The organism is Paraburkholderia sprentiae WSM5005 (assembly GCF_001865575.2).
In the GTDB taxonomy this organism is placed as follows: Bacteria; Pseudomonadota; Gammaproteobacteria; order Burkholderiales; family Burkholderiaceae; genus Paraburkholderia; species Paraburkholderia sprentiae.
Map to the genome: position 1 here is coordinate 495,652 of NZ_CP017561.2, position 24,302 is coordinate 519,953.

At 64.5% G+C, this 24,302-nt stretch carries 24 protein-coding genes, 1 tRNA gene and 1 riboswitch; of the genes, 6 read left to right on the forward strand and 19 right to left on the reverse strand.

What is annotated here, in order from left to right; genetic code table 11:
• Positions 1 to 3 precede the first annotated feature (3 nt).
• On the forward strand, positions 4 to 1,890 hold the full coding sequence (gene pabB, locus BJG93_RS02310) for an aminodeoxychorismate synthase component I (RefSeq protein ID WP_027196759.1): 1,887 nt from the start codon (positions 4 to 6) through the stop codon (positions 1,888 to 1,890).
• Between the two features lie 48 nt (positions 1,891 to 1,938).
• On the opposite strand, the gene panB is transcribed toward pabB, so the two are convergent.
• The 6 genes from panB to hda are packed head-to-tail and all read right to left on the reverse strand — an operon-like array spanning position 1,939 to position 7,103.
• The gene (gene panB / locus BJG93_RS02315; protein WP_027196760.1) at positions 1,939 to 2,754 is read right to left on the reverse strand and encodes a 3-methyl-2-oxobutanoate hydroxymethyltransferase; all 816 of its coding nucleotides are present in this window, start codon (positions 2,752 to 2,754) and stop codon (positions 1,939 to 1,941) included.
• A 36-nt stretch (positions 2,755 to 2,790) separates the two neighbouring features.
• Positions 2,791 to 3,471 (reverse strand): deoxynucleoside kinase, encoded by a 681-nt coding sequence (locus tag BJG93_RS02320; RefSeq protein ID WP_027196761.1) that lies wholly within the window; start codon positions 3,469 to 3,471, stop codon positions 2,791 to 2,793.
• A complete protein-coding gene (gene folK, locus BJG93_RS02325) occupies positions 3,468 to 4,010 on the reverse strand; it encodes a 2-amino-4-hydroxy-6-hydroxymethyldihydropteridine diphosphokinase (protein ID WP_027196762.1) in 543 nt (180 codons plus the stop codon). Before folK ends, BJG93_RS02320 begins: the two co-directional genes overlap by 4 nt.
• A 51-nt stretch (positions 4,011 to 4,061) precedes the next feature.
• Positions 4,062 to 5,675: a polynucleotide adenylyltransferase PcnB gene (gene pcnB / locus BJG93_RS02330; protein WP_027196763.1), complete on the reverse strand. Its 1,614-nt coding sequence runs from the start codon at positions 5,673 to 5,675 to the stop codon at positions 4,062 to 4,064.
• Positions 5,672 to 6,358: a histidinol-phosphatase gene (locus tag BJG93_RS02335; protein ID WP_027196764.1), complete on the reverse strand. Its 687-nt coding sequence runs from the start codon at positions 6,356 to 6,358 to the stop codon at positions 5,672 to 5,674. The genes pcnB and BJG93_RS02335 overlap by 4 nt, the downstream gene beginning before the upstream one ends.
• Positions 6,351 to 7,103: a DnaA regulatory inactivator Hda gene (gene hda / locus BJG93_RS02340; protein ID WP_027196765.1), complete on the reverse strand. Its 753-nt coding sequence runs from the start codon at positions 7,101 to 7,103 to the stop codon at positions 6,351 to 6,353. The genes BJG93_RS02335 and hda overlap by 8 nt, the downstream gene beginning before the upstream one ends.
• A gap of 278 nt (positions 7,104 to 7,381) precedes the next feature.
• On the opposite strand from hda, the gene purM reads away from it, so the two are divergent.
• Complete coding sequence (gene purM / locus BJG93_RS02345) at positions 7,382 to 8,449, forward strand: phosphoribosylformylglycinamidine cyclo-ligase (protein WP_027196767.1); 1,068 nt, start codon at positions 7,382 to 7,384, stop codon at positions 8,447 to 8,449.
• Positions 8,450 to 8,573: 124 nt separating this feature from the next.
• Here purM and miaA read toward each other — a convergent pair whose 3' ends face one another.
• Both miaA and mutL read right to left on the reverse strand, forming a co-directional pair.
• Positions 8,574 to 9,518, reverse strand: coding sequence for a tRNA (adenosine(37)-N6)-dimethylallyltransferase MiaA (gene miaA, locus BJG93_RS02350; RefSeq protein WP_027196768.1), 945 nt, complete (start codon positions 9,516 to 9,518; stop codon positions 8,574 to 8,576).
• Between the two features lie 45 nt (positions 9,519 to 9,563).
• Positions 9,564 to 11,621, reverse strand: coding sequence for a DNA mismatch repair endonuclease MutL (gene mutL / locus BJG93_RS02355; RefSeq protein WP_027196769.1), 2,058 nt, complete (start codon positions 11,619 to 11,621; stop codon positions 9,564 to 9,566).
• Between the two features lie 194 nt (positions 11,622 to 11,815).
• Between mutL and BJG93_RS02360 the strand changes: the two genes are divergently transcribed.
• Complete coding sequence (locus BJG93_RS02360; protein WP_027196770.1) at positions 11,816 to 12,487, forward strand: VTT domain-containing protein; 672 nt, start codon at positions 11,816 to 11,818, stop codon at positions 12,485 to 12,487.
• A 118-nt stretch (positions 12,488 to 12,605) separates the two neighbouring features.
• Here BJG93_RS02360 and BJG93_RS02365 read toward each other — a convergent pair whose 3' ends face one another.
• Positions 12,606 to 13,424, reverse strand: a complete 819-nt coding sequence (locus tag BJG93_RS02365) for a mechanosensitive ion channel family protein (RefSeq protein ID WP_027196771.1) — start codon at positions 13,422 to 13,424, stop codon at positions 12,606 to 12,608.
• 249 nt (positions 13,425 to 13,673) lie between these two features.
• A complete protein-coding gene (locus BJG93_RS02370) occupies positions 13,674 to 14,333 on the reverse strand; it encodes a hypothetical protein (protein WP_027196772.1) in 660 nt (219 codons plus the stop codon).
• A 355-nt stretch (positions 14,334 to 14,688) separates the two neighbouring features.
• Here BJG93_RS02370 and BJG93_RS02375 point away from each other — a divergent pair, with 355 nt between their 5' ends.
• Positions 14,689 to 15,012, forward strand: coding sequence for a hypothetical protein (locus tag BJG93_RS02375; RefSeq protein ID WP_027196773.1), 324 nt, complete (start codon positions 14,689 to 14,691; stop codon positions 15,010 to 15,012).
• 273 nt (positions 15,013 to 15,285) lie between these two features.
• Here BJG93_RS02375 and BJG93_RS02380 read toward each other — a convergent pair.
• The 9 genes from BJG93_RS02380 to ydfG all read right to left on the reverse strand — a co-directional run bounded on the left by BJG93_RS02380 (position 15,286) and on the right by ydfG (position 21,974).
• Positions 15,286 to 15,361 (reverse strand) — tRNA-Lys (locus BJG93_RS02380).
• A 184-nt stretch (positions 15,362 to 15,545) separates the two neighbouring features.
• The gene (gene ybgF / locus BJG93_RS02385; RefSeq protein ID WP_027196774.1) at positions 15,546 to 16,295 is read right to left on the reverse strand and encodes a tol-pal system protein YbgF; all 750 of its coding nucleotides are present in this window, start codon (positions 16,293 to 16,295) and stop codon (positions 15,546 to 15,548) included.
• 20 nt (positions 16,296 to 16,315) lie between these two features.
• Positions 16,316 to 16,822: a peptidoglycan-associated lipoprotein Pal gene (gene pal, locus BJG93_RS02390; protein ID WP_027196775.1), complete on the reverse strand. Its 507-nt coding sequence runs from the start codon at positions 16,820 to 16,822 to the stop codon at positions 16,316 to 16,318.
• A gap of 32 nt (positions 16,823 to 16,854) precedes the next feature.
• Positions 16,855 to 18,147, reverse strand: a complete 1,293-nt coding sequence (gene tolB, locus BJG93_RS02395; RefSeq protein ID WP_027196776.1) for a Tol-Pal system beta propeller repeat protein TolB — start codon at positions 18,145 to 18,147, stop codon at positions 16,855 to 16,857.
• Between the two features lie 143 nt (positions 18,148 to 18,290).
• Entirely contained in the window at positions 18,291 to 19,322 is a 1,032-nt protein-coding gene (gene tolA, locus BJG93_RS02400; RefSeq protein WP_027196777.1) for a cell envelope integrity protein TolA, read from the reverse strand.
• Positions 19,319 to 19,765: a protein TolR gene (gene tolR, locus BJG93_RS02405; RefSeq protein WP_027196778.1), complete on the reverse strand. Its 447-nt coding sequence runs from the start codon at positions 19,763 to 19,765 to the stop codon at positions 19,319 to 19,321. The genes tolA and tolR overlap by 4 nt, the downstream gene beginning before the upstream one ends.
• Positions 19,766 to 19,775: 10 nt before the next feature.
• A complete protein-coding gene (gene tolQ, locus BJG93_RS02410) occupies positions 19,776 to 20,453 on the reverse strand; it encodes a protein TolQ (protein WP_012431821.1) in 678 nt (225 codons plus the stop codon).
• Positions 20,454 to 20,640: 187 nt separating this feature from the next.
• Complete coding sequence (gene ybgC, locus BJG93_RS02415) at positions 20,641 to 21,105, reverse strand: tol-pal system-associated acyl-CoA thioesterase (protein WP_027196779.1); 465 nt, start codon at positions 21,103 to 21,105, stop codon at positions 20,641 to 20,643.
• A gap of 122 nt (positions 21,106 to 21,227) precedes the next feature.
• Positions 21,228 to 21,974, reverse strand: coding sequence for a bifunctional NADP-dependent 3-hydroxy acid dehydrogenase/3-hydroxypropionate dehydrogenase YdfG (gene ydfG / locus BJG93_RS02420; RefSeq protein WP_027196780.1), 747 nt, complete (start codon positions 21,972 to 21,974; stop codon positions 21,228 to 21,230).
• A gap of 247 nt (positions 21,975 to 22,221) precedes the next feature.
• A riboswitch (ZMP/ZTP riboswitch) is annotated at positions 22,222 to 22,348 on the forward strand.
• A gap of 178 nt (positions 22,349 to 22,526) precedes the next feature.
• Between ydfG and glyA the strand changes: the two genes are divergently transcribed.
• Complete coding sequence (gene glyA / locus BJG93_RS02425) at positions 22,527 to 23,774, forward strand: serine hydroxymethyltransferase (RefSeq protein WP_027196781.1); 1,248 nt, start codon at positions 22,527 to 22,529, stop codon at positions 23,772 to 23,774.
• Positions 23,775 to 23,780: 6 nt separating this feature from the next.
• Positions 23,781 to 24,263 carry a transcriptional regulator NrdR gene (nrdR, locus tag BJG93_RS02430; protein ID WP_008919734.1) on the forward strand — a complete coding sequence of 161 codons (483 nt, stop codon included), beginning with the start codon at positions 23,781 to 23,783 and terminating at the stop codon, positions 24,261 to 24,263.
• Positions 24,264 to 24,302: the final 39 nt, after the last annotated feature.

Below are 24,302 nucleotides of genomic sequence, written 5' to 3' on the forward strand. Positions count from 1 at the left end.
AGCATGACGGCGGACAGGCGCAGCGCGGTCTTCGCGCTGCTCGACGATTGCGGTGCAACGGCGGCGCGTCCGTCGAGCCGCTTGTACACGGGTTTCGTGCGCGAGCGGGTCTGCACCGAGGCGGCGCAGCTCGAAGCGGTGTGCGACAGCGTCGCGGCGGATACCCGCAACGGTTTGCACGCCGTCGTGCTCGCCGACTATGAATTTGGCCGTGCGTTGATGGGTCTCGACGCGCGTCGGTCTTCTGAAACGCAGCATGGCAATGCCACGCTGCGTTTTTTATTGTTCGAACGCTGCGCGAAGCTTTCGCGCGACGAGGTCGACGGGTGGCTGATGACGCGCGACAACGACGCGCTGGAGCCCTCGGTCGCGGGCACCGCGAACGTGCGCGAGAGCGTCGATCGTGCGCAGTTCGACGCGGCGATCGACGCGATTCACGCCGCCCTGTGCGCGGGCGACTCCTATCAGGTCAACTACACGTACCGGCTCGGCTTCGACGTGTTCGGCTCGCCGCTCGCGTTCTATCGGCGCTTGCGCGCGCGCCAGCCGGTGCCGTTCGGCGCGCTGATCGCGTTGCCGGACGATGCGTGGGTGCTGTCGTGTTCGCCCGAACTGTTCGTCGAAAAGCACGGCGCGACGTTGCGTGCGCGGCCAATGAAGGGCACCGCGCCGCGCTCGTGTGATGCTGCCACCGACCGGGGTAACGCCGAGTTCCTCGCCAACGATCCGAAAAACCGCGCCGAGAACGTGATGATTGTCGATCTGTTGCGCAACGATCTGTCGCGGGTCGCGCGGATAGGGTCGGTCAACGTGCCGGCGCTGTTTTCGGTCGAGCCGTATGCTTCGGTGTGGCAAATGACCTCGACGGTGGAGGCGACGTTGCTCGGCGGCACCTCGTTCGCGACGATCCTGCGCGCGCTGTTTCCCTGCGGCTCGATTACCGGTGCGCCGAAGCATCGCACGATGCAGTTGATCGACGAACTGGAAAGCACGCCGCGCGGGCTTTATACCGGCGCGATCGGCTGGCTCGATGCGCCTGGCGCTGATCACGATTGCGGCGACTTCTGCATGTCGGTCGCGATCCGCACGCTGACGTTGACCGCGTCGCCGGCGCCAGACGGTGGCACCGACGGTCTGCGCGGCAGCATGGGCATCGGCGCGGGCATCGTGCTCGACAGCGTGGCCGCCGACGAGCACGAGGAGTGTCGATTGAAAGGACGGTTTCTGACGGGGGCCGAGCCGGGCTTCGATCTGTTCGAAACGATGTACGCGACGCGGGAAGACGGCGTGCGGCATCTCGAGCGGCATCTGCGGCGCTTGGCGTCGAGCGCCGCGACGCTTGGTTTCGAGTTCGACGAGAGGCGCGTACATGACGAAATTTCAGCGCAGTGCGTGAGGCTGCAGGCGCAGACGCCGCATCGTGTGCGTGTTGCTTTGAGCAAGCACGGCGCGACGCAGATCACAGCGGCGGTACTTGCGCCGTTAGCGGATGCGATCGTTGGCGTTCTGCTCGGCTCCGAAGCGCGGTTCGCGCCGACCCGCGCCGCCGATCCGCTGCTGCGCCACAAGACCACGCGCCGTGCCGACTACGACCGCGGCTGGCGCGAAGCCGAGGCGAAGGGCGCCTTCGACACGCTGTTCTTCAACGAACGCGGCGAGCTGACCGAAGGCGGTAGATCGAACGTGTTCGTGAAGCTCGCGGGACAGTGGTGGACCCCCCCGCTCGCGTCAGGCGTGTTGCCGGGTGTAATGCGAAGCGTGTTGCTCGACGACGGGTCGGGCCTGCGGGCAGGTGAAAAAGTGCTAACGCAGGCCGATGTGCTGAACGCCGAAGCGCTGCTCGTGTGCAACGCATTGCGCGGCGCGCTGCCGGCACGGGTTGTGGGTTAGCGCACTGAAACATACCGGTATGCCGCGCGCTCGCGCGGCAAAGAAGCATCAGAACGTGTGCTCGGCGCCGGGAAACGTCCCGTCCTTCACCGCCTGCACATACGCCTCGACGGCCGCCTGAATGTTCGGCTGTCCCTGCATGAAATCCTTCACGAAGCGCGGCCGCTTGCCAGGGAAAATCCCGAGCATGTCGTGCAGCACGAGCACCTGACCCGAGCAATCGAGGCCCGCGCCGATCCCGATCGTCGGAATGCGCAACTGCTGCGTGACCTCGCGCGCAAGTTGCGACGGGATGGCTTCCATCACGATCAATTGCGCGCCGGCTTGCTGCACAGCAAGCGAATCGCGCAGCAGCTGGCTCGCGCCCGCTTCGGTCTTGCCTTGCACCTTGAAGCCGCCGAACGCATGCACCGACTGCGGCGTGAGACCCACGTGCGCGCACACCGGGATCGAGCGCTCGACCAGAAACCGCACCGTGTCCGCGACCCATTCGCCACCTTCGAGCTTGACCATCTGCGCGCCTGCGCGCATCAGTTCGACCGCGCTCCTGAATGCATCTTCGCGCGTGCCGTACGTGCCGAACGGCAAGTCAGCGACGATCAGCGCCGCCGGCCTCGCGCGCGCGACGCTCGCCGTGTGATACGCAACGTCGGCAAGCGACACCGGCAGCGTGGTCGCCTGGCCTTGCAGCACGTTGCCGAGCGAGTCGCCGATCAGCAGGACGTCGACGCCCGCGCGATCGAGCAGCGCGGCGAAGCTCGCGTCATAACAGGTGAGCATGGCGATCTTTTCGCCGGCGTCGCGCATTGCCTGCAGTTTCGGCACGGTGATCGCGCTCCGGCTCGCTTCCTGCAAATAAGTCATGGTCAATCCAGTGAGGAAAACGGTGGGCCGCGCCGCTTACAGCGACGTGCCTTTGACAAAGAATTCCTTGCGGCCGCGCATCGTCTCGATGCGTTCGACGAGCAACGCAAGGTCCGCGTCGGAGTCGAGCGGATTCAGGTGTTCGGCGTTGACCGTCAGCACCGGTGTGCGGTCGTAGTGGTAGAAGAATTCGTTGTATGCGTCGCACAGCGCGCGCAGATACGCATCGGAAATCTGCAGCTCCATCGGCACCGCCCGTTTTTGGATGCGCGCGAACAGCACCTCGGGGCTCGCCTGCAGATAGACGACGAAGTCGGGCGCCGGCGCGCTGACGTCGAGGCGCGCGGCAAGCGCGCGGTACAGTTGCCACTCGTCGTCCTGCAAGATCAGACGCGCGAAGATGTCGTTTCGCTGCGTGATGAAGTCGGCGATCAGCGGCGTGCCGCTCGCCTGCGCGGCACTCACTTCCTGTGCCTGCTGCGCGCGTTGCAGCGCGAAATGCAGCTGCACGGGCAGCGCATAGCGCGCGGTGTCGCGATAGAAACGTTCCAGAAACGGGTTGTCTTGCGAGCGCTCGAACAACTCGTGCATCGACCAGCGTTGCGCGAGGCGCCGGGCGAGTGAGGTCTTGCCGACGCCGATCGGCCCCTCGATCGCGATATAGCCGAACGGCGGGTGCAACTGCGGCGCGGTGACCGTGAGCGGCGCGGAATTCATTCGCAGCGGCCTTTATCGGCGGAATTGCCGCTCAGCGCATCGAGCATCGGACACTGGCAGGGCGACTTCACCTTCTCGATGCGCTGATCGCTGACGCTGTCGAGCAGCGCGGCGGCTCGGCCATGTTGCGGAATGACGATCGCCGCGTCGATCTCGACGAGCGGCACCAGCGCAAACGCACGCTCGACGAGGCGAGGATGCGGCACGATCAGATCGGCTTCGTCGATCGATTGTTCGCCATACAGCAGGATGTCGAGATCGAGCGTGCGCGGCGCATTGCGGAACGGCCGCTCACGGCCGAACTGATGCTCGATCTTGTGGCACAGCGCGAGCAGATGCCGCACGGGGAGTGTCGTTTCAAGTTTCACGACGCAGTTGAAATAGTCGTCGCCGCCCGCGTCGATCGGGGCAGTACGATACAGGCTCGATTTGGCGAGCACGGTGATGGTGCGCTGTTGTGCTAGGCACACCACCGCGTCTTTCAGGGTCTGGCGCGCGTCCCCGAGATTCGCGCCGAGGCCAAGATAAGCAACCGTCATGGCATAACTTCCTGCAACTATCGTTTTGACGGCCTTTCCGCGAACGCCGCGTCAGTCTTCGTGCGAGCCTTCGAGGCCCGCGTCGTTGTCCGTGCGTTCGGCGGACGAGCCGCCCTCCACTCCGTCACCTGGTTTGCGGTTTCTGGCGCCACCGCGCCGCCGTCGCTTTCTAGGGCTCCGGTCCTTCCCGCCCTGCGTGAGCAATGTCTCGCGCGCGGCGGCGTCTCCTTCGATGAACTCCGTCCACCACGCACCGACCGACTCGTCGAGTTCGCCCGATGCGCAGCGCAACAGGAGGAAATCATACCCCGCTCTAAATCTTTGGTGTTCGAGCAGCTTCAGCGCGGTGCGGCCCGAGCGTTTCTCGAGGCGCAGTTGCAAGCCCCAGATCTCGCGCATGTCGGCCGAGAAGCGCTTGTGGATCGCCAGCTTTTCGGTCTGCATGTCGAGCACTTCGTCCATCGCGCGATGCAGCGCGGGCACCGGATACTCGCCTTCGGCCTCGAACTTCTGCCAGCGTTGCTGCACGTCGTGCCACAACAGCGTCGCGAACAGGAAGCCTGGCGAAACCGGCTTGCCGGCGAGCACGCGTGCGTCGGTGTTGGAGAGTGCCAGCGAAATGAATTTTTCGCCGGTCGGCTGTTCGAGCACCACGTCGAGCAGCGGCAGCAGCCCATGATGCAGGCCTTCCTGGCGCAGCCGCTTCAGGCACGCGAGCGCGTGGCCCGACAGCATCAGCTTCAGCATTTCGTCGAACAGACGGGCAGCGGGTACGTTATTGATCAGATCGGCCATCTTCTCGATCGGCGCGCGCGTCGTCTCGTCGATGTCGAAGTCGAGCTTGGCGGCGAAGCGCACCACGCGCAGCATGCGCACCGGATCCTCGCGATAGCGCGTAGCCGGGTCGCCGATCATGCGCAACAGGCGGGCGCGCATGTCGGCCATGCCGCTGTGGTAGTCCAGCACGGTTTGCGTGGCCGGATCGTAGTACATCGCGTTGATCGTGAAGTCGCGGCGGGTGGCGTCCTCGTGCTGCTCGCCCCACACGTTGTCGCGCAACACGCGGCCGCTGGCGTCGACCGCGTGGGTACGGCGGTCGAGTTCGTCGCGCTTCAGACGCTTCGCCGGCGGCGCGTCGGCCGCGGGCGGATCGACCAGCGCGCGGAACGTCGAGGTTTCGATGATTTCCTGGCCGAACTGCACATGCACGATCTGAAAGCGCCGGCCGATGATGCGCGCGCGGCGGAACAGCTTCTGCACCTGTTCGGGCGTCGCGTCGGTTGCGACGTCGAAGTCTTTCGGCTTCACGCCGAACAGCAGGTCGCGCACCGCCCCGCCGACGATGAACGCGCGGAAGCCCGCCTGTTGCAGGCCCTCGGTCACGCGGATAGCGTTGCGCGAGATCAGCGTGGGGTCGATGCCGTGCACGTCGTGCGGAATGATGACCGGTACGTCCGGTTCGCGCGGCGCTTGCGCGGCGGCAGCGGCGCCGGCGGACTTGCGACGCGGCCGTGCGGTCGTGCCGGAAGCGGACTTGCCGCGCGCCGGCGGATCGTCATTAGCGTTGCTGTCGGCGCTGGCCTCGGCATGGGTGTCGGTGGAGAGCGTGTCGTCAGCGGTCGCCGCGTCTTGGCCGAATAGCTTGCGGATGAGTTTCTTGATCACGAGGGTTGGAAAAGTTCGAGGATGCGCCAGCCTTTGGCCTGCGCATGGGCACGCAACGTGTCGTCCGGATTGGTCGCGATGGGATCGGTGACTTTTTCGAGCAGCGGGATGTCGTTGTGCGAGTCGCTGTAGAAATAGCTGTGCTCGAAGTCGCTCCAGCTCTTGCCGAGCGACGCGAGCCACATTTCGGTGCGCACGATCTTGCCTTCCTTATAGCTGGGCGTGCCGGTCGGTCGGCCGGTGTAGGCGCCGTGCGGCTCGCCGCCGACGGTCTCCGCCTCGCAGGCGATCAGCGTGTCGACGCCGAACGCCTGCGCGATCGGCCGCGTGATGAACTCGTTGGTCGCAGTGACGACGCAGCACAGGTCGCCCGCCTCGCGATGCTGTTTCACGAGCTCGAGCGCCACCGGCTGGATGGCCGGCGTGATGACCTCGTGCATGTACTGCGCGTGCAAGTCGGCAAGCTGCGCGCGCGTGTACTTCGCGAGCGGCGTCAGCATGGCGTTCAGATAAGCGTGAATGTCGAGCTTGCCGGCCTTGTAGTCGGCGTAGAAGCGGTCGTTCTCACGGGCGAAATTTTCGGCGTCGACCATGCCTTTTTTCACCATGAAGCGACCCCATTCGTGGTCGCTGTCGGTCGGAATGAGCGTGTGGTCGAGATCGAAGAGTGCAAGGTTAGCCATGGGGGCCTATTTTACTTGAAGCGGGAAGAGCGGCGTGTGAACCCGGCGTGGCGGCCGGGTCGGGTGACGCGAGCATTGTGCGCAACAGCGGCAGCGTGACCGCGCGCTTCTGTTCGAGCGAGAAGCGGTCGAGCGCGTCGAGCAGCGCCATCAGGCTCGGCATGTCGCGGCGAAAGTGCGTGAGCAGATGGGCCGGCACGTCGTCGGCGAGCATGATGCCGCGCTCGCGCGCCGCGCGTTTCAGCGCCGCGGCCTTCGCGTCATCGGGCAGCGGCGCGAGGTGAAACACGAGACCCCAGCCGAGGCGCGTGCGCAAATCCTCGCGCACGGTCATGCCGATCGGCGCCGCGTTGCCCGCGGCGACGAGCGCGCTGGTGGGATGCGCGCGCACTTCGTTGAACAGGTTGAACACGGCGATCTGCTGCGCGGCCGACAACCCGTCGCAATCATCGATCGCATACAGCGCGACGCGCGGATCGAAGCCGAAGGCCGCGAGGCTGCTTTGCGGACCGGCGTAACGCGCATGTCCCGGCGGCGCTTCGTGGACGAGCGCCTGCAGCAGGTGCGTGCGGCCGCTGCCGGCTTCGCCCCAGATGTAAAAGGTGCGATCGGCGACCGGCCCGGCGGCGAGCGCGTTGTCGAGCTCACGTAGGCGCGTGACCAGTTCGGCGTTCGCGCCGGCGAAGAAATTGTCGAATGTCGATGGCGGCGGGGTGCCGAGATCGAGCGTCAGTTGACGAAGCACAGTAGGTTAATGCCGAAAATGAGGCTCAGGCCGTGAAGGGCCCAAACCCCGGCGCCTGGAACGTCGCCAGGCGGTCAGTTGTCGTAAAGCGTGCTCGCCGGGTAGTGAGGCCGCGAGGGTCGCGAAGCGCGGTGGACGGAATCGCGCGGCCCGGCGGCGCCGGAATCGGGGCGTCATGCTGCAAAGTCGTTTCCAGGGTCTCGTCGGAACGCGCCAATTCCAGCCAGGCGGCCAGCATCGGGTAAAATCGCATTTTACCGACCTTCGAGCTTTTCCCCATGAATCAACCGAAATCCGCCGAGCCTTCAACCGATTCGGCCCAAGGTTTGTCGTATCGCGACGCCGGCGTGGACATCGATGCGGGCGACGCCCTCGTCGACGCCATCAAGCCCTTTGCCAAGAAGACCCTGCGCGACGGCGTGCTGGGCGGCATCGGTGGATTCGGCGCGCTGTTCGAAGTGCCGAAGAAGTACAAGGAACCGGTGCTCGTGTCCGGCACCGACGGCGTCGGCACCAAGCTGCGTCTGGCGTTCCAGCTGAACAAGCATGACACGGTCGGCCAGGATCTGGTCGCGATGAGCGTCAACGACATCCTCGTGCAGGGCGCCGAGCCGCTGTTTTTCCTCGACTACTTCGCCTGCGGCAAGCTCGACGTCGGCACGGCGGCGACCGTCGTGAAGGGCATTGCGCAAGGCTGCGAGCTGTCGGGCTGCGCGCTGATCGGCGGCGAAACCGCGGAAATGCCGGGCATGTACCCGGACGGCGAATACGACCTGGCGGGTTTCGCGGTCGGCGCGGTGGAAAAGAGCAAGCTCATCGACGGCAGCAAGATCGCTCCGGGCGACGTAGTGCTCGGTCTCGCGTCGAGCGGCATCCATTCGAACGGTTTTTCGCTGGTGCGCAAGATCATCGAGCGCGCCAATCCCGACCTGAGCGCGGACTTCGACGGCCGGCCGCTCGCCGACGCGCTGATGGCGCCGACGCGCATCTACGTGAAGCCGCTGCTGGCGCTGATGCAGCAGATCGAGGTCAAGGGCATGGCGCACATTACGGGCGGCGGCCTCGTCGAGAACATTCCGCGCGTGCTGCGCGAGGGTCTGACGGCCGAGCTCGATCATCGCGGGTGGCCGCTGCCGCCGCTGTTCTCGTGGCTGCAGAAGCACGGCGGTGTCGCCGATGCGGAAATGCACCGTGTATTCAACTGCGGTATCGGTATGGCGGTGATCGTGTCGGCGGCGGATGCCGAAGTGGCGATCGGTCTGCTGTCCGCGGCGGGCGAGCAGGTCTGGAAGATCGGCACGGTCCGTGAAAGCGCGGCGGGCGAAGCGCAGACGGTCGTGGTCTAAAGATCGACAAGGGCTCGCGTGGCGTGCCGCAATGGTGCGCGGCGCGAGCTTCGAGTGCTGCTTCACATCCCCCGCTTTAAATCCCCGCTCCGCTTCCTCTGATTCGCTCACGCCGATCGGCGCCTCAAACCAGCGCCTCGATCAACTCCACCACCCGCGCCGTCGCCTGCGGATCGCAGCAATCCACCACCTGTCTTTCCGGCATGCTCCGCAGCCACGTAAGCTGCCGTTTGCAGAGTTGCCGGGTCGCGAAGACGCCCTTGTCGCGCATGGTCCGATAGTCGACCGCGCCATCGAGGTATTCCCACACCTGCCGATACCCGACGCAGCGCATCGACGGCATCTCGGGTAGCAGATCGCCGCGCCCGCGCAGCCGCATCACTTCATCGACGAAACCGTGCGCGAGCATCGAATCGAAACGCTGCTCGATGCGCGCATGCAGCACGCCACGCTCGGACGGCTCGAGCGCGACCGGCACGAAGCGCCATGCCGACGCGACGTCGTCGGTGCGCGCGGGCGCGGCGAGCAGCGTTGACATCGGCTGGCCAGTCAGCATGAACACTTCGAGTGCGCGCTGGATGCGTTGCGAATCGTTCGGCGCGAGACGCGCGGCCGTGACCGGATCGAACGCGGCGAGCCGCGCGTGAAGCGCCGGCCAGCCGTCGCGGGCCGCGTCGGCGTCGAGCGTCGCGCGGACTTCGGCATCGGCGCCGGGCAGCTCGTTGAGCCCTTGCGTGAGCGCCTTGTAATACAGCATGGTGCCGCCGACCAGCAGCGGCAGTCGCCCGCGCGCATGAATCTCGCCGACGAGCCGCAGCGTATCGGCGCGAAACTGGGCGGCCGAGTACGAGTCGGCCGGATCGACGATATCGATCAGATGATGCGGCGCAACCGCGCGTTCTTTCGCGGTCGGCTTCGCGGTGCCGATGTCCATCTCGCGATAGACGAGCGCTGAATCGACGCTGATGATTTCGACCGGCCGCCGCGCGGCGAGCGCGAGCGCGGCGGCTGTCTTGCCGGATGCGGTCGGGCCGAGCAGGCACGGGACGGAGGTAGGGCGTGGGGTCATGGACAAGCGGGCGGGCGGCGCAACGGTGCGATTCAACGCGGCGCGTTACTGGCCGCGCATGAACAGCCGATCCAGATCGGCCAGCGTCAACTGATACCAGGTCGGACGCCCGTGGTTGCATTGGTCGGCGCGCTCGGTCGCTTCCATCTGGCGCAACAGCGCGTTCATTTCGTCGAGCGTCAGACGACGGTTCGCCCGCACCGCGTGATGGCACGCGAGCGTGCCGAGCAGTTCGTGCTGACGCTCGGTCAGCACGCGCGAGCCGCCAAACGCGTGCAGGTCGGACAGCACCGCGCGCGCGAGCGCTTGCAGGTCGGCGTCCTTCAGCAACGCGGGGACCGCTCGGATCGCGAGCGTGGTCGGTGACAGGACCGCGAGGTCGAAGCCGAGCGCATCGAGCGTGTCGCGCTCTTCTTCGACCGTGCCGATTTCGACCGGGTCGGCTTGCATCGTCTGCGGGATCAGCAGCGGCTGCACGGCGATTGTGCGGTCGGCGAGCGCGTTCTTGAATTGTTCGTACAGGATTCGCTCGTGTGCGGCATGCATATCGACGATCACGAGCCCGTGCCGGTTCTGTGCGAGCACATAGATGCCGTGGACCTGGCCGAGCGCGAAGCCGAGCGGCTGGTCGTCGGTGGCGTCGAATGCGGGGGAGGGCGGGCGCGACGGGAACGGCGCTGCGTCGTACCGCGACGTCGTGTCGGTTGCGGAGTCGCGTACTTCGAACAGCGACGCGCCTTCGATCCGGCCGGCAAGCGGATCCTTGCGCCCGAACAGCGCGTCGTAACCGGCGAGCGGTTGCGCGACCGGCAGCGTGCCTTGCGTCATGCGCGCCTCGCGCATCCACGTGTTGCCCGGCTGCGCTGCGCCGAAGCCACTGAATCCGCCGCCGCTCAAGCCGCCGCGGCTTCCCGCGCCAATGCCGCCGCCGACGCCGCTTATACCACCGAGCGGCGCGGAACCAGACGAAGCCGGTCCACCGGCCGACGGCTCCAGATGCGCGGCATGCCCGCCCGCCGTCGTTTCCGGCGACGCGCCAGCATGCCGCGCGAGCGCGCGCTGCACCGCATGGAATACGAATTGATGAATCGAGCGCGAATCGCGGAAACGCACTTCGATTTTCGACGGGTGCACGTTCACGTCGACGCCTTCGGGCGGCAGATCGAGAAACAGCACGTACGATGGAAAGCGTTCGCCGTGCAGCACGTCTTCATAGGCGGCGCGCACTGCGTGAGTGAGCAACTTGTCGCGCACGAAGCGGCCGTTGACGAAGAAATACTGCTGATCGGCGCGGCCGCGGCTCGCGGTGGGCAGGCCGGCGCAGCCGTAGATCGCGAGCGGACCGGCGGATTCGTCGAGCGGCAGATGGGCGGTCGCGAACGTCTCGCCGAGAATCTTCGCGACACGCGCGGGCGGCTCGCTGGCGTTCCAATGTTCGACGGCCTTGCCGTTGTGCAGCACCGAAATCGCGACGTCGGGGCGCGCGAGCGCGGCGCGGCGGATCTGTTCGAGGCAGTGGCCGAGTTCGGTCTGTTCGCTCTTCAGGAATTTGCGGCGCGCGGGCGTGTTGAAGTACAGCTCGCGAACTTCGATCGTCGTGCCTTGCGTGCCGGCCGCGGGGCTCAGCACGCCGGTCTGCGCGTCGATGCGCACCGCGTGCGGCACGTCGGCGGTGCGGCTCGTGATGCTCATCTGCGCGACCGACGCGATCGACGCCAGCGCTTCGCCGCGGAAGCCGAGCGTCGCGACCGCTTCGAGTTCGGCAAGCGAGCGGATCTTGCTGGTCGCATGGCGCGTCAGTGCGAGCACGAGTTCATTCTCGGGGATGCCGCAGCCATCGTCGGTGATCGAGATGCGTTTGACGCCGCCTTCGTCGAGCAGGATGCGCAGCGTCTGCGCGCCCGCGTCGAGCGCATTCTCCAGCAGTTCCTTGACCACCGAGGCCGGCCGCTCGACCACTTCGCCGGCGGCGATCTGGCTGATCAGTTGATCGGGCAGGTTCTGGATTGCGCGCAACGGACGCGGTGCGGGCGCCACGCGGGAGGCGTCGGCGGGTGCGGTCGCGGCCGCGGTACCCGCGGGCGTTTCGGAGAATTCGGACATGGCGAAATTATAGCGACTCGGCGCGTGCCCCCAGCGCATGCACGCAAGCAGCAGATTTTTAATCGACGCCAGGCACTTTCTGTATCATGTCGCGGTCAATTGGCAGCGGTCGGCCCGCCGCTTGCTGTTCCTGTTCCAGGGTCGCGCGGCGACCGTTTTCCCTCTACGCACACACTGGTTTAAAAGGACGTTCCTTGGATACGTTGCTACATTTCGCCAACCTTGTCCTGCACATCGACAAGTTTCTCGGGGACTTCATTCAGGTCTACGGCGCCTGGGTCTACGCGGTGCTCTTCGTGATCGTGTTCGCCGAAACGGGGCTCGTGGTTCTGCCGTTTCTGCCGGGCGATTCGCTGCTGTTTATCGGCGGCGCATTCAGCGCGACCGGGCAGATGCATCTCGGACTGCTGATCCTGTTGCTGCTGGTGGCGGCGGTCGCCGGCAATACGACCAACTATCTGATCGGCCGTGCAATCGGACCGCGCGTGTTCAATTCGCACATTCCGGTGCTCGAGCGCTTTCTCGATCGCGCCGCGCTGCAAAAGACTCACGACTTCTATGAGAAGCATGGCGGCAAGACGATCGTGCTCGCGCGTTTCATCCCGGTGGTGCGGACCTTTGCGCCGTTTGTCGCGGGCGCATCGTCGATGACGTGGAGCCGCTTTCAGATGTTCAACGTCGTCGGTGCGTTGTTGTGGGTGCTGCTGCTGACGCTGCTCGGCTACTTCTTCGGCAACATCCCGTTCATCCGTCAGTATCTGAATGTGATCGTGCTGCTCGGTATTGGCGCGGCGATCGTGCCGGTCGTGCTCGGCGCGCTGTGGAAGATGCTGCGCAAGCGTGACGCAAACGCGAGCACGCATTGACACGGGTCGTTTGCCGTCTGCCGGACCTCGCAAACACCAAGGCGTCGCGAATCGCGCGACGCCTTTTTTAATGCTGCGGTACCGACGCGGGCCGGGGGCGCGCTGAGGTTCGATCCGATCAATCGCGTGTGATCGCGCGCGGCGCGAGCGGCGTTTCGGGCGTCGGATAGCCGGCTTCCTTGAAGGTCTGCACGATCGCGCGATTGGTGTCGAAGTAGACCTGCCAGTAGTTCTGGTTGGACGAGTAAGGGCGCACGCACAGCAGCGGTCCTTCTGGCGTGAAGCTCATGACCTCGACGTCCGGCGCGGGGTTTTCGGCCACGTTCGGAATCTTCGCGACGGCGGCTTTCAAGCGCGCGATTGCATCGGTCGGGTCGACGCCATTGGCGATCTTGGCGGTCAGCTCGACGCGCCGGAATGGCAGCACGCTGTAGTTCGAGATCGTGTCGGAGAAGATCTTGTTGTTGCCGATGATGGTCGTCACGTTGTCTGGCGTGACGATCGTGGTGCCGAACAGGCCCAACTCCGTGACGGTGCCGGTAACGCCCGCGGCCATGACGAAATCGCCGACCTTGAACGGCCGCAGCACCTGCATGAACACGCCGGCCGCGAAGTGCGCGAGCAGGCCACCCCACGCAGTACCGATCGCGAGGCCGAGGCCCGCGAGCAACGCGGCGAACGACGTCGTCTGCACGCCGAAGATTTCCAGGATCGCGAGGACGAGCAGCAGGTTCAGCAACCCGGCGAGAATCGACGCGAGGTAGTGGGCGAGTGTCGGGTCGACCCGGCCGTTGCGTGCGAGCAGCTTGCGCGACAGGTTGGAGATCAGTGAGATGATCCAGCGGCCGACGATCCACAGCACGATTGCGCCGATGACCTTGGTGCCGATGTCGATACCTCGAGTCATGATGAATGCACGTACGGTTTCGATATCCAAGATGTTTCCTCGTTATAGGTTGCCATCAACGGATTGAACGACGGTGGTGCCATGACCTGGAGCGCGCGGTCCTCGGGAGTTATAGCCGACGGCGCCCGCATGCGCAAGGACCGTTCCCGGCCTGCTCGCGGGCGGCGATGCGGGGCGTATGGGCGCAGCCGCGATCCGGAATAGCGAGGCGTGTGGAACAAGCGTGGGGGAAACGCGTTTGCCAATTTGTAGTACTGCGACGTATTCCCGCGCGGCGCGTCAGAAGCGATACGAAATACCGATCTGCAACGTCGGATACCATCGATACGGCGACACCTTATCGCGCAGTTGTCGCAGTCCGGTGTTGATGATCTGCTGACTCATCTGCGGTCCCGCTGCCTGTGACAACGCCGGCGACAGCGTGTACGAGGACTTCGGAATGCCGTAGGCGACACCGAGATCCACCACCAGTCCCCAGCCTCTGGCTCTCGGGTGCAAGCCATAGCCGATGCCGAGGTAGGGCATCGCGGTCGGATATCGAGCGGTCGCCGTCGCGTATTCGCCAGCAAAGGCCGGCGAGGCTTTGCCTTGGAATACGTACATGCCGTTGGTCGGCACCGAGTTGCCGCTGACTTCGTTGTCGGTCAGACGCAGGCCCGCGGTCACGCGAAAGCCGCTGCCGGACCACGGGAACAGATCGCCGTACAGACCGCCCTGACGCAGCCGTATGCCGTCTTCGTAGCGATTGCCGCCAACGTCGAAGTCGTGCGACAGATTGATCGCGTTGAAGTCGGCGTGCACGCCGAACCATGACGTAATGCTCCACGCCGCGCCAACCCCGATGCCTAGCGTGCCGCCTTGCAAATAGATCTCTTGCGCATGCGACGTTTCAATCAAACACGGCAAAGCCACTACCCAGATCACCTTTGCAGCTTTCATGGGTACCCCCTGAGCGGCGGGGGCAGTCCGGTCGTTGCGGGACGCGCTCGCCGTTTTATCGTCTCTTGTTCGTTGCTCTCTGTGTTTCAGAACGCTCGAAGGCGTCGTGAAGCGATCTTGCGAGCAGAGGGCGTAGACGGTCTGTGAGGTGGCGAACCATCCGGTCAAATGAATGGGTCGCAGCGCGTGAGGCCGACCGGGTCTTCAGTGATGCGTCGCATCGCAATACCTGCACCGTGGGGAAAATACCAAATCAGGCCTGTTTCAATTTTGATAAGTCGCGCCGTGCGTTTATACGTGCGAGGATGAAATCGTCAATGTTCCTGACATGAAGATCCAGACTTTCGGGGGCTCCATGACTAGCATTCCGCTCATCTGGGCAGCGGTGCCGCATAACAGCGACGGCGTTGTCTTTCAGATCCGGCTTGGCCGCGGACTTCAGCGATTTCACGTGTCGCGGCGCGTGCTCGAGGATGCGTTCGAACTCGAGCGAAGAGCGTCCGACGCGCGCCAACTCGAGTTGTTCTACGTGCACCTTCAGCGAATCCTCGTGCGCGCCAGCGCAAAGCGTTCGACGGCCTGCTCGGCTACTGTTTCACTACAGGCCGCCGATTTCGGCGTGTCGAACGACAGCGAGCGTTGGGCGAGGCCGAACGGTATCGCGCACGGCCTGATATAGGCGAACCGGCGATTCGCCCGCCACTGCGATCAACCACTGGTCGAAGCGCGGCGTGCTGTTCGCGTGCGGACGCGAGTTCAGCATGAACCGCGTCGTCGACGGCGCGCACGCTCGGAGCGATGCACAAGCGCGCCATCTTGACGGCTTTGCGCACTCGTAGCACAAACATGAATGCAACTACTAAAGGCCAAGAACGTGGCGGTGCGTACCTGTTTTGCGTGCGGAAAAAAGAAAAGGGCTGACATGCATTCGCATGTCAGCCCTCGAATCTTTTGGTAGGCCGTACGGGATTCGAACCTGTGACCAACGGATTAAAAGTCCGCTGCTCTACCAGCTGAGCTAACGACCCAAAAGAGAAGCGAAATTATATCGGCGCACCCATGCCCTGTCAACTCTGCAAGGCCATCAGTCCAAAATGGAAAGCCCGGGCATCACTACCCGGGCTTTCCGGCGAGAGGCGCGCGTGACTATCACTTCGGACACTGCGCGTTACTGCCAACTACATCAAAACATGATCAAGCCAACACCACGAGCTACTTGATCTGCGACAGCTTGCTCTGCGCCGACTGCGCAACGTCCGAGCCGGCGTATTGCGCGACGATCTGTTCGAGCGTCTTTTTCGCCGCGGCCTTCTGGCCTTGTTCGAGCTGATTGTTCGCGATCGCGAGCAGCGCTTCCGGTGCGCGCGGATGCTGCGGATAGTTTTTCACGACACCTTGCCAGATCGCCGTCGAGCCCTTGTAGTCGCGCAGTGCATAGAGCGCGTTGCCGAGCCAGTATTGCGCGGTCGGCTGATAGGGGCTGTTCGGATATTTGGAGATGAAGCTGCGGAACGATGCCGCCGCGTTCTTGAAATCGCCGCTGCGGAATTGCTGCGAAGCCGCGTTGAACGCCTCGGTTTCACCCGGCTGCACCTCGCCCTGGACGCCGTCCACCGTCTGTTGCTGCGGCTCGAATTTCTTCAGGCGCGTGTCGAGATCGGTGTAGTAGTCCTTCTGCTGCTTTTGCAGCGTCGTCAGCTGGTTCGCCATGTCCTCGTTCTGCCCACGCAGCGTCGCGACCTGCTGGTTCAACTGGTCGAGACGGTTGGACTGATCGAGGATCGTGCGTTGCGCCGCCGACAGCTGGCTCGACAGACTATCGGTCTTCGAGCGCAGATCGAGAATGGCCTGGCGGGCCTGATCGTCGTCGAACATGCCCGCATGGGCGGGCACGGCCGCGAGGGCCGTGCCTGCGACGCAGGCCGCTGCGGCAAACCGCAGCCAGGAGAAACGATGCGTCATTCGGCTCATCACCCGTTGACTTACTGTTGATACACGAGGTCAGCGCGGCGGTTCTGTGCCCACGACGCTTCGTCATGACCCGTTGCCAGCGGCTTTTCCTTGCCGAGGCTCACGGCTTCCATTTGCGAATCCGACACGCCCATCAGCGACAGCGAACGCCGCACGGCTTCAGCACGCTTCTGGCCAAGTGCCAGGTTGTATTCGCTGGTGCCGCGCTCGTCGGTGTTGCCCTGAATCAGGACGTGACGCTGCGGGTGGCTCTTCAGATACTGCGCGTGTTGTTGCAGCAGCGGTTGATAGTCGTCCTTGACCGAGTAGCTGTCGAAGTCGAAGTAGATGCTGCGCTTCGCGAGCGGGCTGTTCGGATCGTTCAGCGGGTCGACGTTGACCGTCGCGACGTCGTTCGGGTTCGGTTGAGCCCCGCCTGCGCCCTTGTTGGCGTTTTCGTCGAGCTTGACGCCCGAGTGACACGCGGCCAATGCGCCGACCATCACGACGGCGAATGCGAAACGAAGTTTGGACATCATTTGATTACTCTCCTTGTGTTATTGCATCAACGTTATTGCATAAACGGGCCCCAGGACGGCTCGCGTACGCTGCCGCCCTGAACGGACAGGACCTGCCGAGTGCGACCATCGGTCGATACTGCGGCCAACACGCCACGGCCGTTCACCTGAGTGGCGTAAAGAATGTACTGACCGTTCGCCGCGAAGCTCGGCGATTCGTCATGTGTCGTGTCCGTCAGGCCCGTGGCGGTTCCGCCTTGCAGGTCCTGGATGTATAGCTTGAATGCACCGCCGACGCGCGAGATATAGGCCAGCTCCTTGCCGTCAGGACTCACACGCGGGCTGGTGTTGTAGCTGCCCGTAAACGTGACGCGTTGTGCGCTGCCCGCGCTTTCACCGTGTGCCGGCATTTTATAGATCTGCGGTGCGCCACCGCGGTCGCTCGTGAAATAAATCCACTGACCGTCAGGAGAGTAGGTCGGCTCGGTGTCGATCGAGCTGCCCTGCGTGAGACGACGCAGACCGCTGCCGTCCGCGTTGACCGCGAAAATTTGCGTATTGCCGGTGCGCGACAGTGCAACGGCCAGCGTGCGGCCATCCGGCGACCAGGCCGGCGCACTGTTGTTGCCCTTCTGATCCGATACGATCACGCGGCGGCCCGTGGGCAGGTCGTGAATGTAGACGATCGGCTTCTTCTTTTCGAACGACACGTAGGCGACCTTGGTGCCGTCGGGCGACCAGGCCGGCGAGATGATCGGCTCGGGGCTCGACAGCGCAATATGCGCGTCCTGGCCGTCCGAATCCGAGATCTGCAACTGATAACGGCCGCCCGTCTTGATCACGTACGACAGGCGCGTCGCGAACACGCCGCGGCTACCCATCAGCTTGGCGTAAATGTAGTCCGCGATCTTGTGCGCGCTCATGCGCAGACCGCTTTCCGGGCTCACCAGCACGAGGCCGCCGAGACTTTCGCCCTTGACCGTGTCGTACAGCTTGAAGCGCACTTCGTACTGTCCGTTCGGCAGACGGTTCACGCTGCCCGCGACGAACGCGTTGGCGCCCTTCGCCTTCCACGCGCCGAGGTCGACGGAATCGGTCTCGGAGACCGGCGTCGAGCCTGCATCGATATTCGTGAATTTGCCGCTGCGTTGCAGGTCCTGACGCACGATCGTGCTGACCTGCTGGGGAGAGTTCGCTTCATTGGCGAAATTTGCCGTTGCGATCGGAAACTGCGTGGATCCGACGCCCGTCACGAGGACGTTGAGTTGTGCGTTGGCGGCGCCGCCGACGGCGATCAGGCACGTTGCCACGAGTGTTCGCAGGCCTAGCTTGGTCATCAAACTCATGCTGTATGGGTTCCTCAAAACGGTTTCACTTTACTTAATACGCGAAGACAGCAGACAGACCGGAAAACGGCTATTTCGTTCCCACGCAACGCCGCGCCGGGCGGGTCACGGCGTTGGCTGTCTGTCGGCTGTCAGACTGCACATCAGCTTGCCGGGCGCAGCGTGACAAGGAAGTAGTCGGGCGTCTTGCCATTGACGTCCCGCGGCATCGGATCGGAGGCTTTCACCGCCCGCAATGCGGCAGCGTCCCACGCGGCATTGCCGCTGCCGTGCGTAATGCTTGCGCTCAGCTGATTGCCGTCCGGCGAACAGCGCACGGCGATCACGGTCTCGAGACCTTCCGTTTCACCGCCCCAGTTCACATGCTGAAGCACTAGCCGGCGTACCTTGTCCGCGTACCCCGGCGACGCCGCCGTGCCTCCCGAACCGCTACCCGTTCCGTTCTTGCCCAGTCCGTTGCTGCTCGAACTGCTGCCGCCCACGCCGCCAGCCAGACCCTGCATCTGCGCAAGCCGCGCGCGACGTTCGGTGTCGAGCTGCTTCTTCGCCAGCGCGGCCGCATCGGCTTGTGCCTTGGCCTTCGCCGCTTTCTCGGCGTCAGCCTTCTTCTGCGCTTCCGCCTGAGCCTGCTTTTGCTGCTGCTCCTGCTGCTCCTTCAGTTGCTGCTGCTTCTGCTGCTCGGCGAGCTGCTGTTGCTTCAGTTTCTCGGCCTGCTGTTGCTGCTGCGCCTGCTGCTGCTTGAGCTTCGCGGCCTTCTGCGCCGCAAGTTGGGCCGCCTGTTCGGCCGCCAGCTGTTGCTGACGCTTCGCTTCCGCTTCCTGCTGCTCTTTCAGCTTCAGCTGGCGCTGCTGCTCGGCCAGTTGCGCGGCGCGAGCCGCTTCCTGCTGCTGGCGTTTCTTTTCCTGCAGCGCGATGTCGGCCTGCTCGTCGCGCACGGGCGGAGTAGGGGCGACCGGCGCGGGCGGCGGCGTGACGACCGGATGCGGGATCGCCGAATCCGGTACCTCGGTCCATAGTTCCGCTTCCGCGCCTTCGGGCGTGCTGTTTTGCCACTGGATGCCGTGATACAGGAAGAATCCGAGCAGCGCATGCATCACCAGCGCGAACAGAAAAGCTCGCCCGGTGCCGCGTTCACGCGGTGGCTGAAGCGGGTATTCGGAGTTCTTGCGGATCATTGCGATTTGACGAGCAATCCAACGCGCTTGACGCCACGAGCTTTCAGCTCGGACATCACGTTCATCACGGCTTCGTACTTCACGGTTTTGTCGGCGGCGATCACGACGGGCTGATCGGGGTGCGATTGTGCACGATCGGCGATGAAACCGTTGAGGCCAGCCTTCGTCATGTCTTCCTGCTGCTGCGTGCCGGAGTCGTCCTTGTACTTGACGCTCATGTTGCCGTCCGCGCGGATGTTGACGATCACGGGCGGCGTCTGCTGCTGCGGCGCGGCACCGCCGACGGTCGGCAGATTGACGATCGAAGGCGCGACGAGCGGCGCCGTGACCATGAAGATCACGAGCAGCACGAGCATCACGTCGATGTACGGCACGACGTTGATGTCGGCCATCGCGCGGCGCGAGCGCGAGCCGCGCATGCTGGAGGAGCGGGAGCCTGCCATCGTGGCCTCCTTACTGTGCCTGGCGCTGCAGGATGTTCGAGAACTCTTCGATGAAGGTTTCGAAACGGATCGCCAGACGGTCGATGTCGTGCGCGTAACGGTTGTAGGCGACCACGGCCGGAATCGCAGCGAACAGGCCGATCGCGGTGGCGGTTAGCGCCTCGGCGATGCCCGGCGCGACGTTCGCGAGCGTGGCCTGCTGCACGTTGGCGAGGCCGCGAAACGCATTCATGATCCCCCACACCGTGCCGAACAGACCGATGTACGGGCTGACCGAACCGACCGACGCGAGGAACGCGAGGTTCGCTTCGAGCACGTCCATTTCGCGCTGGAACGCCGCGCGCATCGCGCGCCGGGCGCCGTCGAGAATCGCGCCGGAATCGTTCAGGCGCTTCTCTTTGCCTTTCAGGAATTCGCGCATGCCGGACTCGAAAATCCGCTCGAGCGCGCCGATAGTGTGGCGGTTGTTCGCTGCGCTTTGATACAGCGCCTGCAGGTCGCCGCCCGACCAGAAATCACGCTCGAAGCGTTCAGTTTGCGCGCGCGCCCGGCGAATCGCAAACCACTTGCGGAAGATGAAAGTCCAGGAGAGTAGCGACAGCAACAGCAGCAGGGCCATGACGGCCTGGGCCAGCAGGCTCGCGTTGAGTACGAGTGAAACGATCGACAGATCTTGTGTAGTGTTCATAAAGGTTCGTTTTAACGTCCCGGGAAGGGGGCGTCCGGCTGCAAGGCCGCTTCAAGCTTGCCGTGGGCAAAACGGAAGCTTCGGCGATATCGAAGCCGAACCATGCTTTGTATTACCTGACCGGTATGAGTTCACTGGCCCCGTAACAACGAGGTTCAGGTATCGCCCGTTGACATGACGCCGCTGTTCAGTCCGCGCTCTCGCTGACGCCCGGCCCGCGGCGCAGCGCAGCGAGAACCGAAGGTGGAATCGCGGCCGGCCGCAGCGTCGCGCGGTCCACGCAGCCCACCCGGACCGAACCGGTCGCCAGCAAAGTGCCCTCGCGCCACGCTTCCTGCACGAAGTCTACCGAAGCTCGGCCAAGACGCTCGATCCGGCTGACAATTTTCACGATGTCGTCGAGCCGGGCCGGAGCCCGGTAATCGACTGCGGTACTGCGCACGATGAAAATCGCATCGCTTTGTGCCGCGAGCCGATGCTGGTCGACGCCGCACGCGCGCAGCCATTCGGTGCGCGCCCGTTCGAAAAATTTCAGGTAGTTGGCGTAAAACACGATGCCGCCGGCGTCGGTATCTTCGTAATACACGCGGATTGGCCACGTGTAGCCGATTTCCGCGCCGGGCTGGCTGGTCGACATATTCATGCGGCGCATTCTACCGGAACGCACACCAGCGGGTCTGTTTCGAAGTGTGAGTTGAGTATGGCGGGCGTCGGCAGCGCTAGAGGCCGGGCGCGACCATCGTAGCGGCGGCCGTCGCCGCGCGCCGCCAGACTTCAGGCGCGATGCACTGACAGACCGCCGAACGACTGCGCGACCGGCATCAGCTCGATCGTATTGATGTTGACGTGGGCCGGGCGCGTGGCGATCCAGTAGATCGAATCGGCGATGTCTTCGGCCGTCAGCGGCTGCACGTTTTCGTAGACCTTGGCGGCCTTGTCGTCGTCGCCGCGATATCGCACGTTCGAAAATTCGGTGCCGCCGCACAGACCCGGCTCGATGTCGGTCACGCGCAGCGCGGTGCCGGCGAGGTCGGCGCGCAGGTTCAGGCTGAACTGGCGCACGAATGCCTTGGTCGCGCCGTACACGTTGCCGCCCGCGTACGGCCAGCGGCCCGCCACCGAGCCCAGATTGAAGACATGCCCGCGATTGCGCTCGACCATGCCGGGCAGCAGTGCATGCGTGACCTGCACGAGGCCCGTGCAATTGGTCTCGATCATGGTGTTCCATTCGTCGAGGCTCGCCTTGTGCGCCGGTTCGGTGCCGAGCGCGAGGCCGGCGTTGTTGACGAGCACGTCGATCGCGGCGAACTCGGCCGGCAGCGAGGCCGGCACGGCTTCGACCGCGGCGCGGTCGCGCACGTCGAGCTCGAACGGCAGCAACGCGTCGCCGAGTTCGTCGGCGAGTGCCTGCAGGCGGTCCTTGCGGCGAGCGGTGGCGACGACACGATGGCCGCCCTTGACGAACGAGCGGGCGATGGCGGCGCCGAAGCCGGCCGACGCTCCTGTGACAAACACGATCATTGCAGTTCCCTGGTCGGTGAGAGACAAAGGCCCCAAGCCTACTTCCAATGCGGCGCTGCGGCAAGGATGCACGAGGCGGATCGGCGGCTGCCGCGCTCGTGCGCAGCGGGTGCGCGGTGCGGCCCGCGCGCTTTCGCCAGACCTATGCGCAGCAGGGCCGCCGGTATGTCTGCAGGCCCCGCCAGCGGCGGCCGGAGCACCCGCCACTCGGTTGCCTATTCGGGGCTCTTCCAATACACTAACGCGCTCGACCCTGCGTGACTGGCGATAGAACCGAGTCGTCCGACTCAGCCGATTCAACCAATCGGGTTCAAGGTGGAACGACCCACCGTGAAGCGCAGGGTGCCGTTTTGCCGTTCGCCTGGGCAGCCGTGAACCGCGCGCATAAATCTGCGCTGACGGTGGCTGGCCTGCCTCGCGCGTTCGGCGACTCTCCACTCGCCAGGTCAGGGCAAGCCTCGCCGCCCACAGCGCTGCGTAAGCCGCTGTGTACCCTCTACGCAGGATTCGGCGCGCGATCCGGTCAACCTGAAAACACTCAACGGAACCCGTATGTTTGACAGAGCCCAAAGCACCATCGCCAACGTCGATCCTGAACTCTGGAAGGTCATCGAGCAGGAAAACCGCCGTCAGGAAGAGCACATCGAACTGATCGCGTCGGAAAACTACACGAGCCCGGCCGTGATGGCCGCGCAAGGCTCGCAACTCACGAACAAGTACGCCGAAGGGTATCCGGGCAAGCGCTACTACGGCGGCTGCGAATACGTCGACGTCGCCGAGCAGCTGGCGATCGACCGCGTGAAGCAGCTGTTCGGCGCGCAAGCCGCGAACGTGCAGCCGAACTCGGGCTCGCAGGCGAACCAGGGCGTGTTCTTTGCGATGCTCAAGCCGGGCGACACGATCATGGGCATGAGCCTCGCGCACGGCGGTCACCTCACGCACGGCTCGCCGGTCAACATGTCGGGCAAGTGGTTCAACGTGGTCAGCTACGGCCTGAACGAAGCCGAAGACATCGACTACGACGCCGCCGAGAAGCTTGCGCACGAACACAAGCCGAAGCTGATCGTGGCGGGCGCATCGGCGTTCGCGCTGCGCATCGATTTCGAACGCATGTCGAAGATCGCGAAGTCGGTTGGCGCCTACTTCATGGTCGACATGGCGCACTACGCCGGTCTCATCGCCGCGGGCGTTTATCCGAACCCGGTGCCGCACGCCGATTTCGTCACCACCACCACGCACAAGAGCCTGCGCGGCCCGCGCGGCGGCGTGATCCTGATGAAGGCCGAGTTCGAGAAGCAGATCAACTCGGCGATTTTCCCAGGCATCCAGGGCGGTCCGCTGATGCACGTGATCGCGGGCAAGGCCGTCGCATTCAAGGAAGCGCTGTCGCCGGAATTCAAGGCGTATCAGCAGCAGGTGGTCGAGAACGCGCGCGTGCTCGCTGAAACGCTGGTCAAGCGCGGTCTGCGCATCGTGTCGGGCCGCACTGAAAGCCACGTGATGCTGGTCGACCTGCGTGCGAAGAAGATCACCGGCAAGGCTGCGGAAGCGGCGCTCGGCGCGGCGCATATCACGGTCAACAAGAACGCGATCCCGAACGATCCGGAAAAGCCGTTCGTGACCAGCGGCATTCGCCTGGGTTCGCCGGCCATGACCACGCGCGGCTTCGGCGTGAAGGAAGCCGAGCAGGTCGGCAATCTGATCGCCGACGTGCTGGACAACCCGGAAGACGCCGCGACGATCGAGCGGGTGCGCGCGCAAGTCGCCGAGCTGACCCAGCGCTTCCCGGTTTACGGCTAAGCCGTCATGCATTGCCCCTTCTGCCGCCACGCCGATACGCAGGTCGTCGACTCGCGCGTATCCGAAGACGGCGCGACGATTCGCCGGCGCCGCCGCTGCCCGGCCTGCGACAAGCGTTTCACGACGTACGAGCGGGTCGAGCTGGCGTTGCCGTCGGTCGTCAAGAAGGATGGCACGCGCACGGAATTCGATCGCCGCAAGATCGTCGCGAGCATGCAACTGGCGCTGCGCAAGCGCCCGGTTGCGGTGGACGCGATCGAGGCGGCGGTCGCCCGCATCGAATATCAGCTGCTCGGTAGCGGCGAGCGGGAGGTGCGTAGCGAGCGCCTGGGCGAACTCGTGATGAACGAGTTGCGTGCGCTCGACACGATCGCCTACGTCCGCTTCGCTTCCGTGTACCGGCGCTTCGAAGACGTCTCCGAATTCGAGGACGTGATCGAGGAATTCCGCCGCGCCTCTTCCCCGCCCAAGCCTTCCCGCAAGCGCTGAACGCGCGCGTGCCGCACCTGATGTGCGGTGCTTCGCATG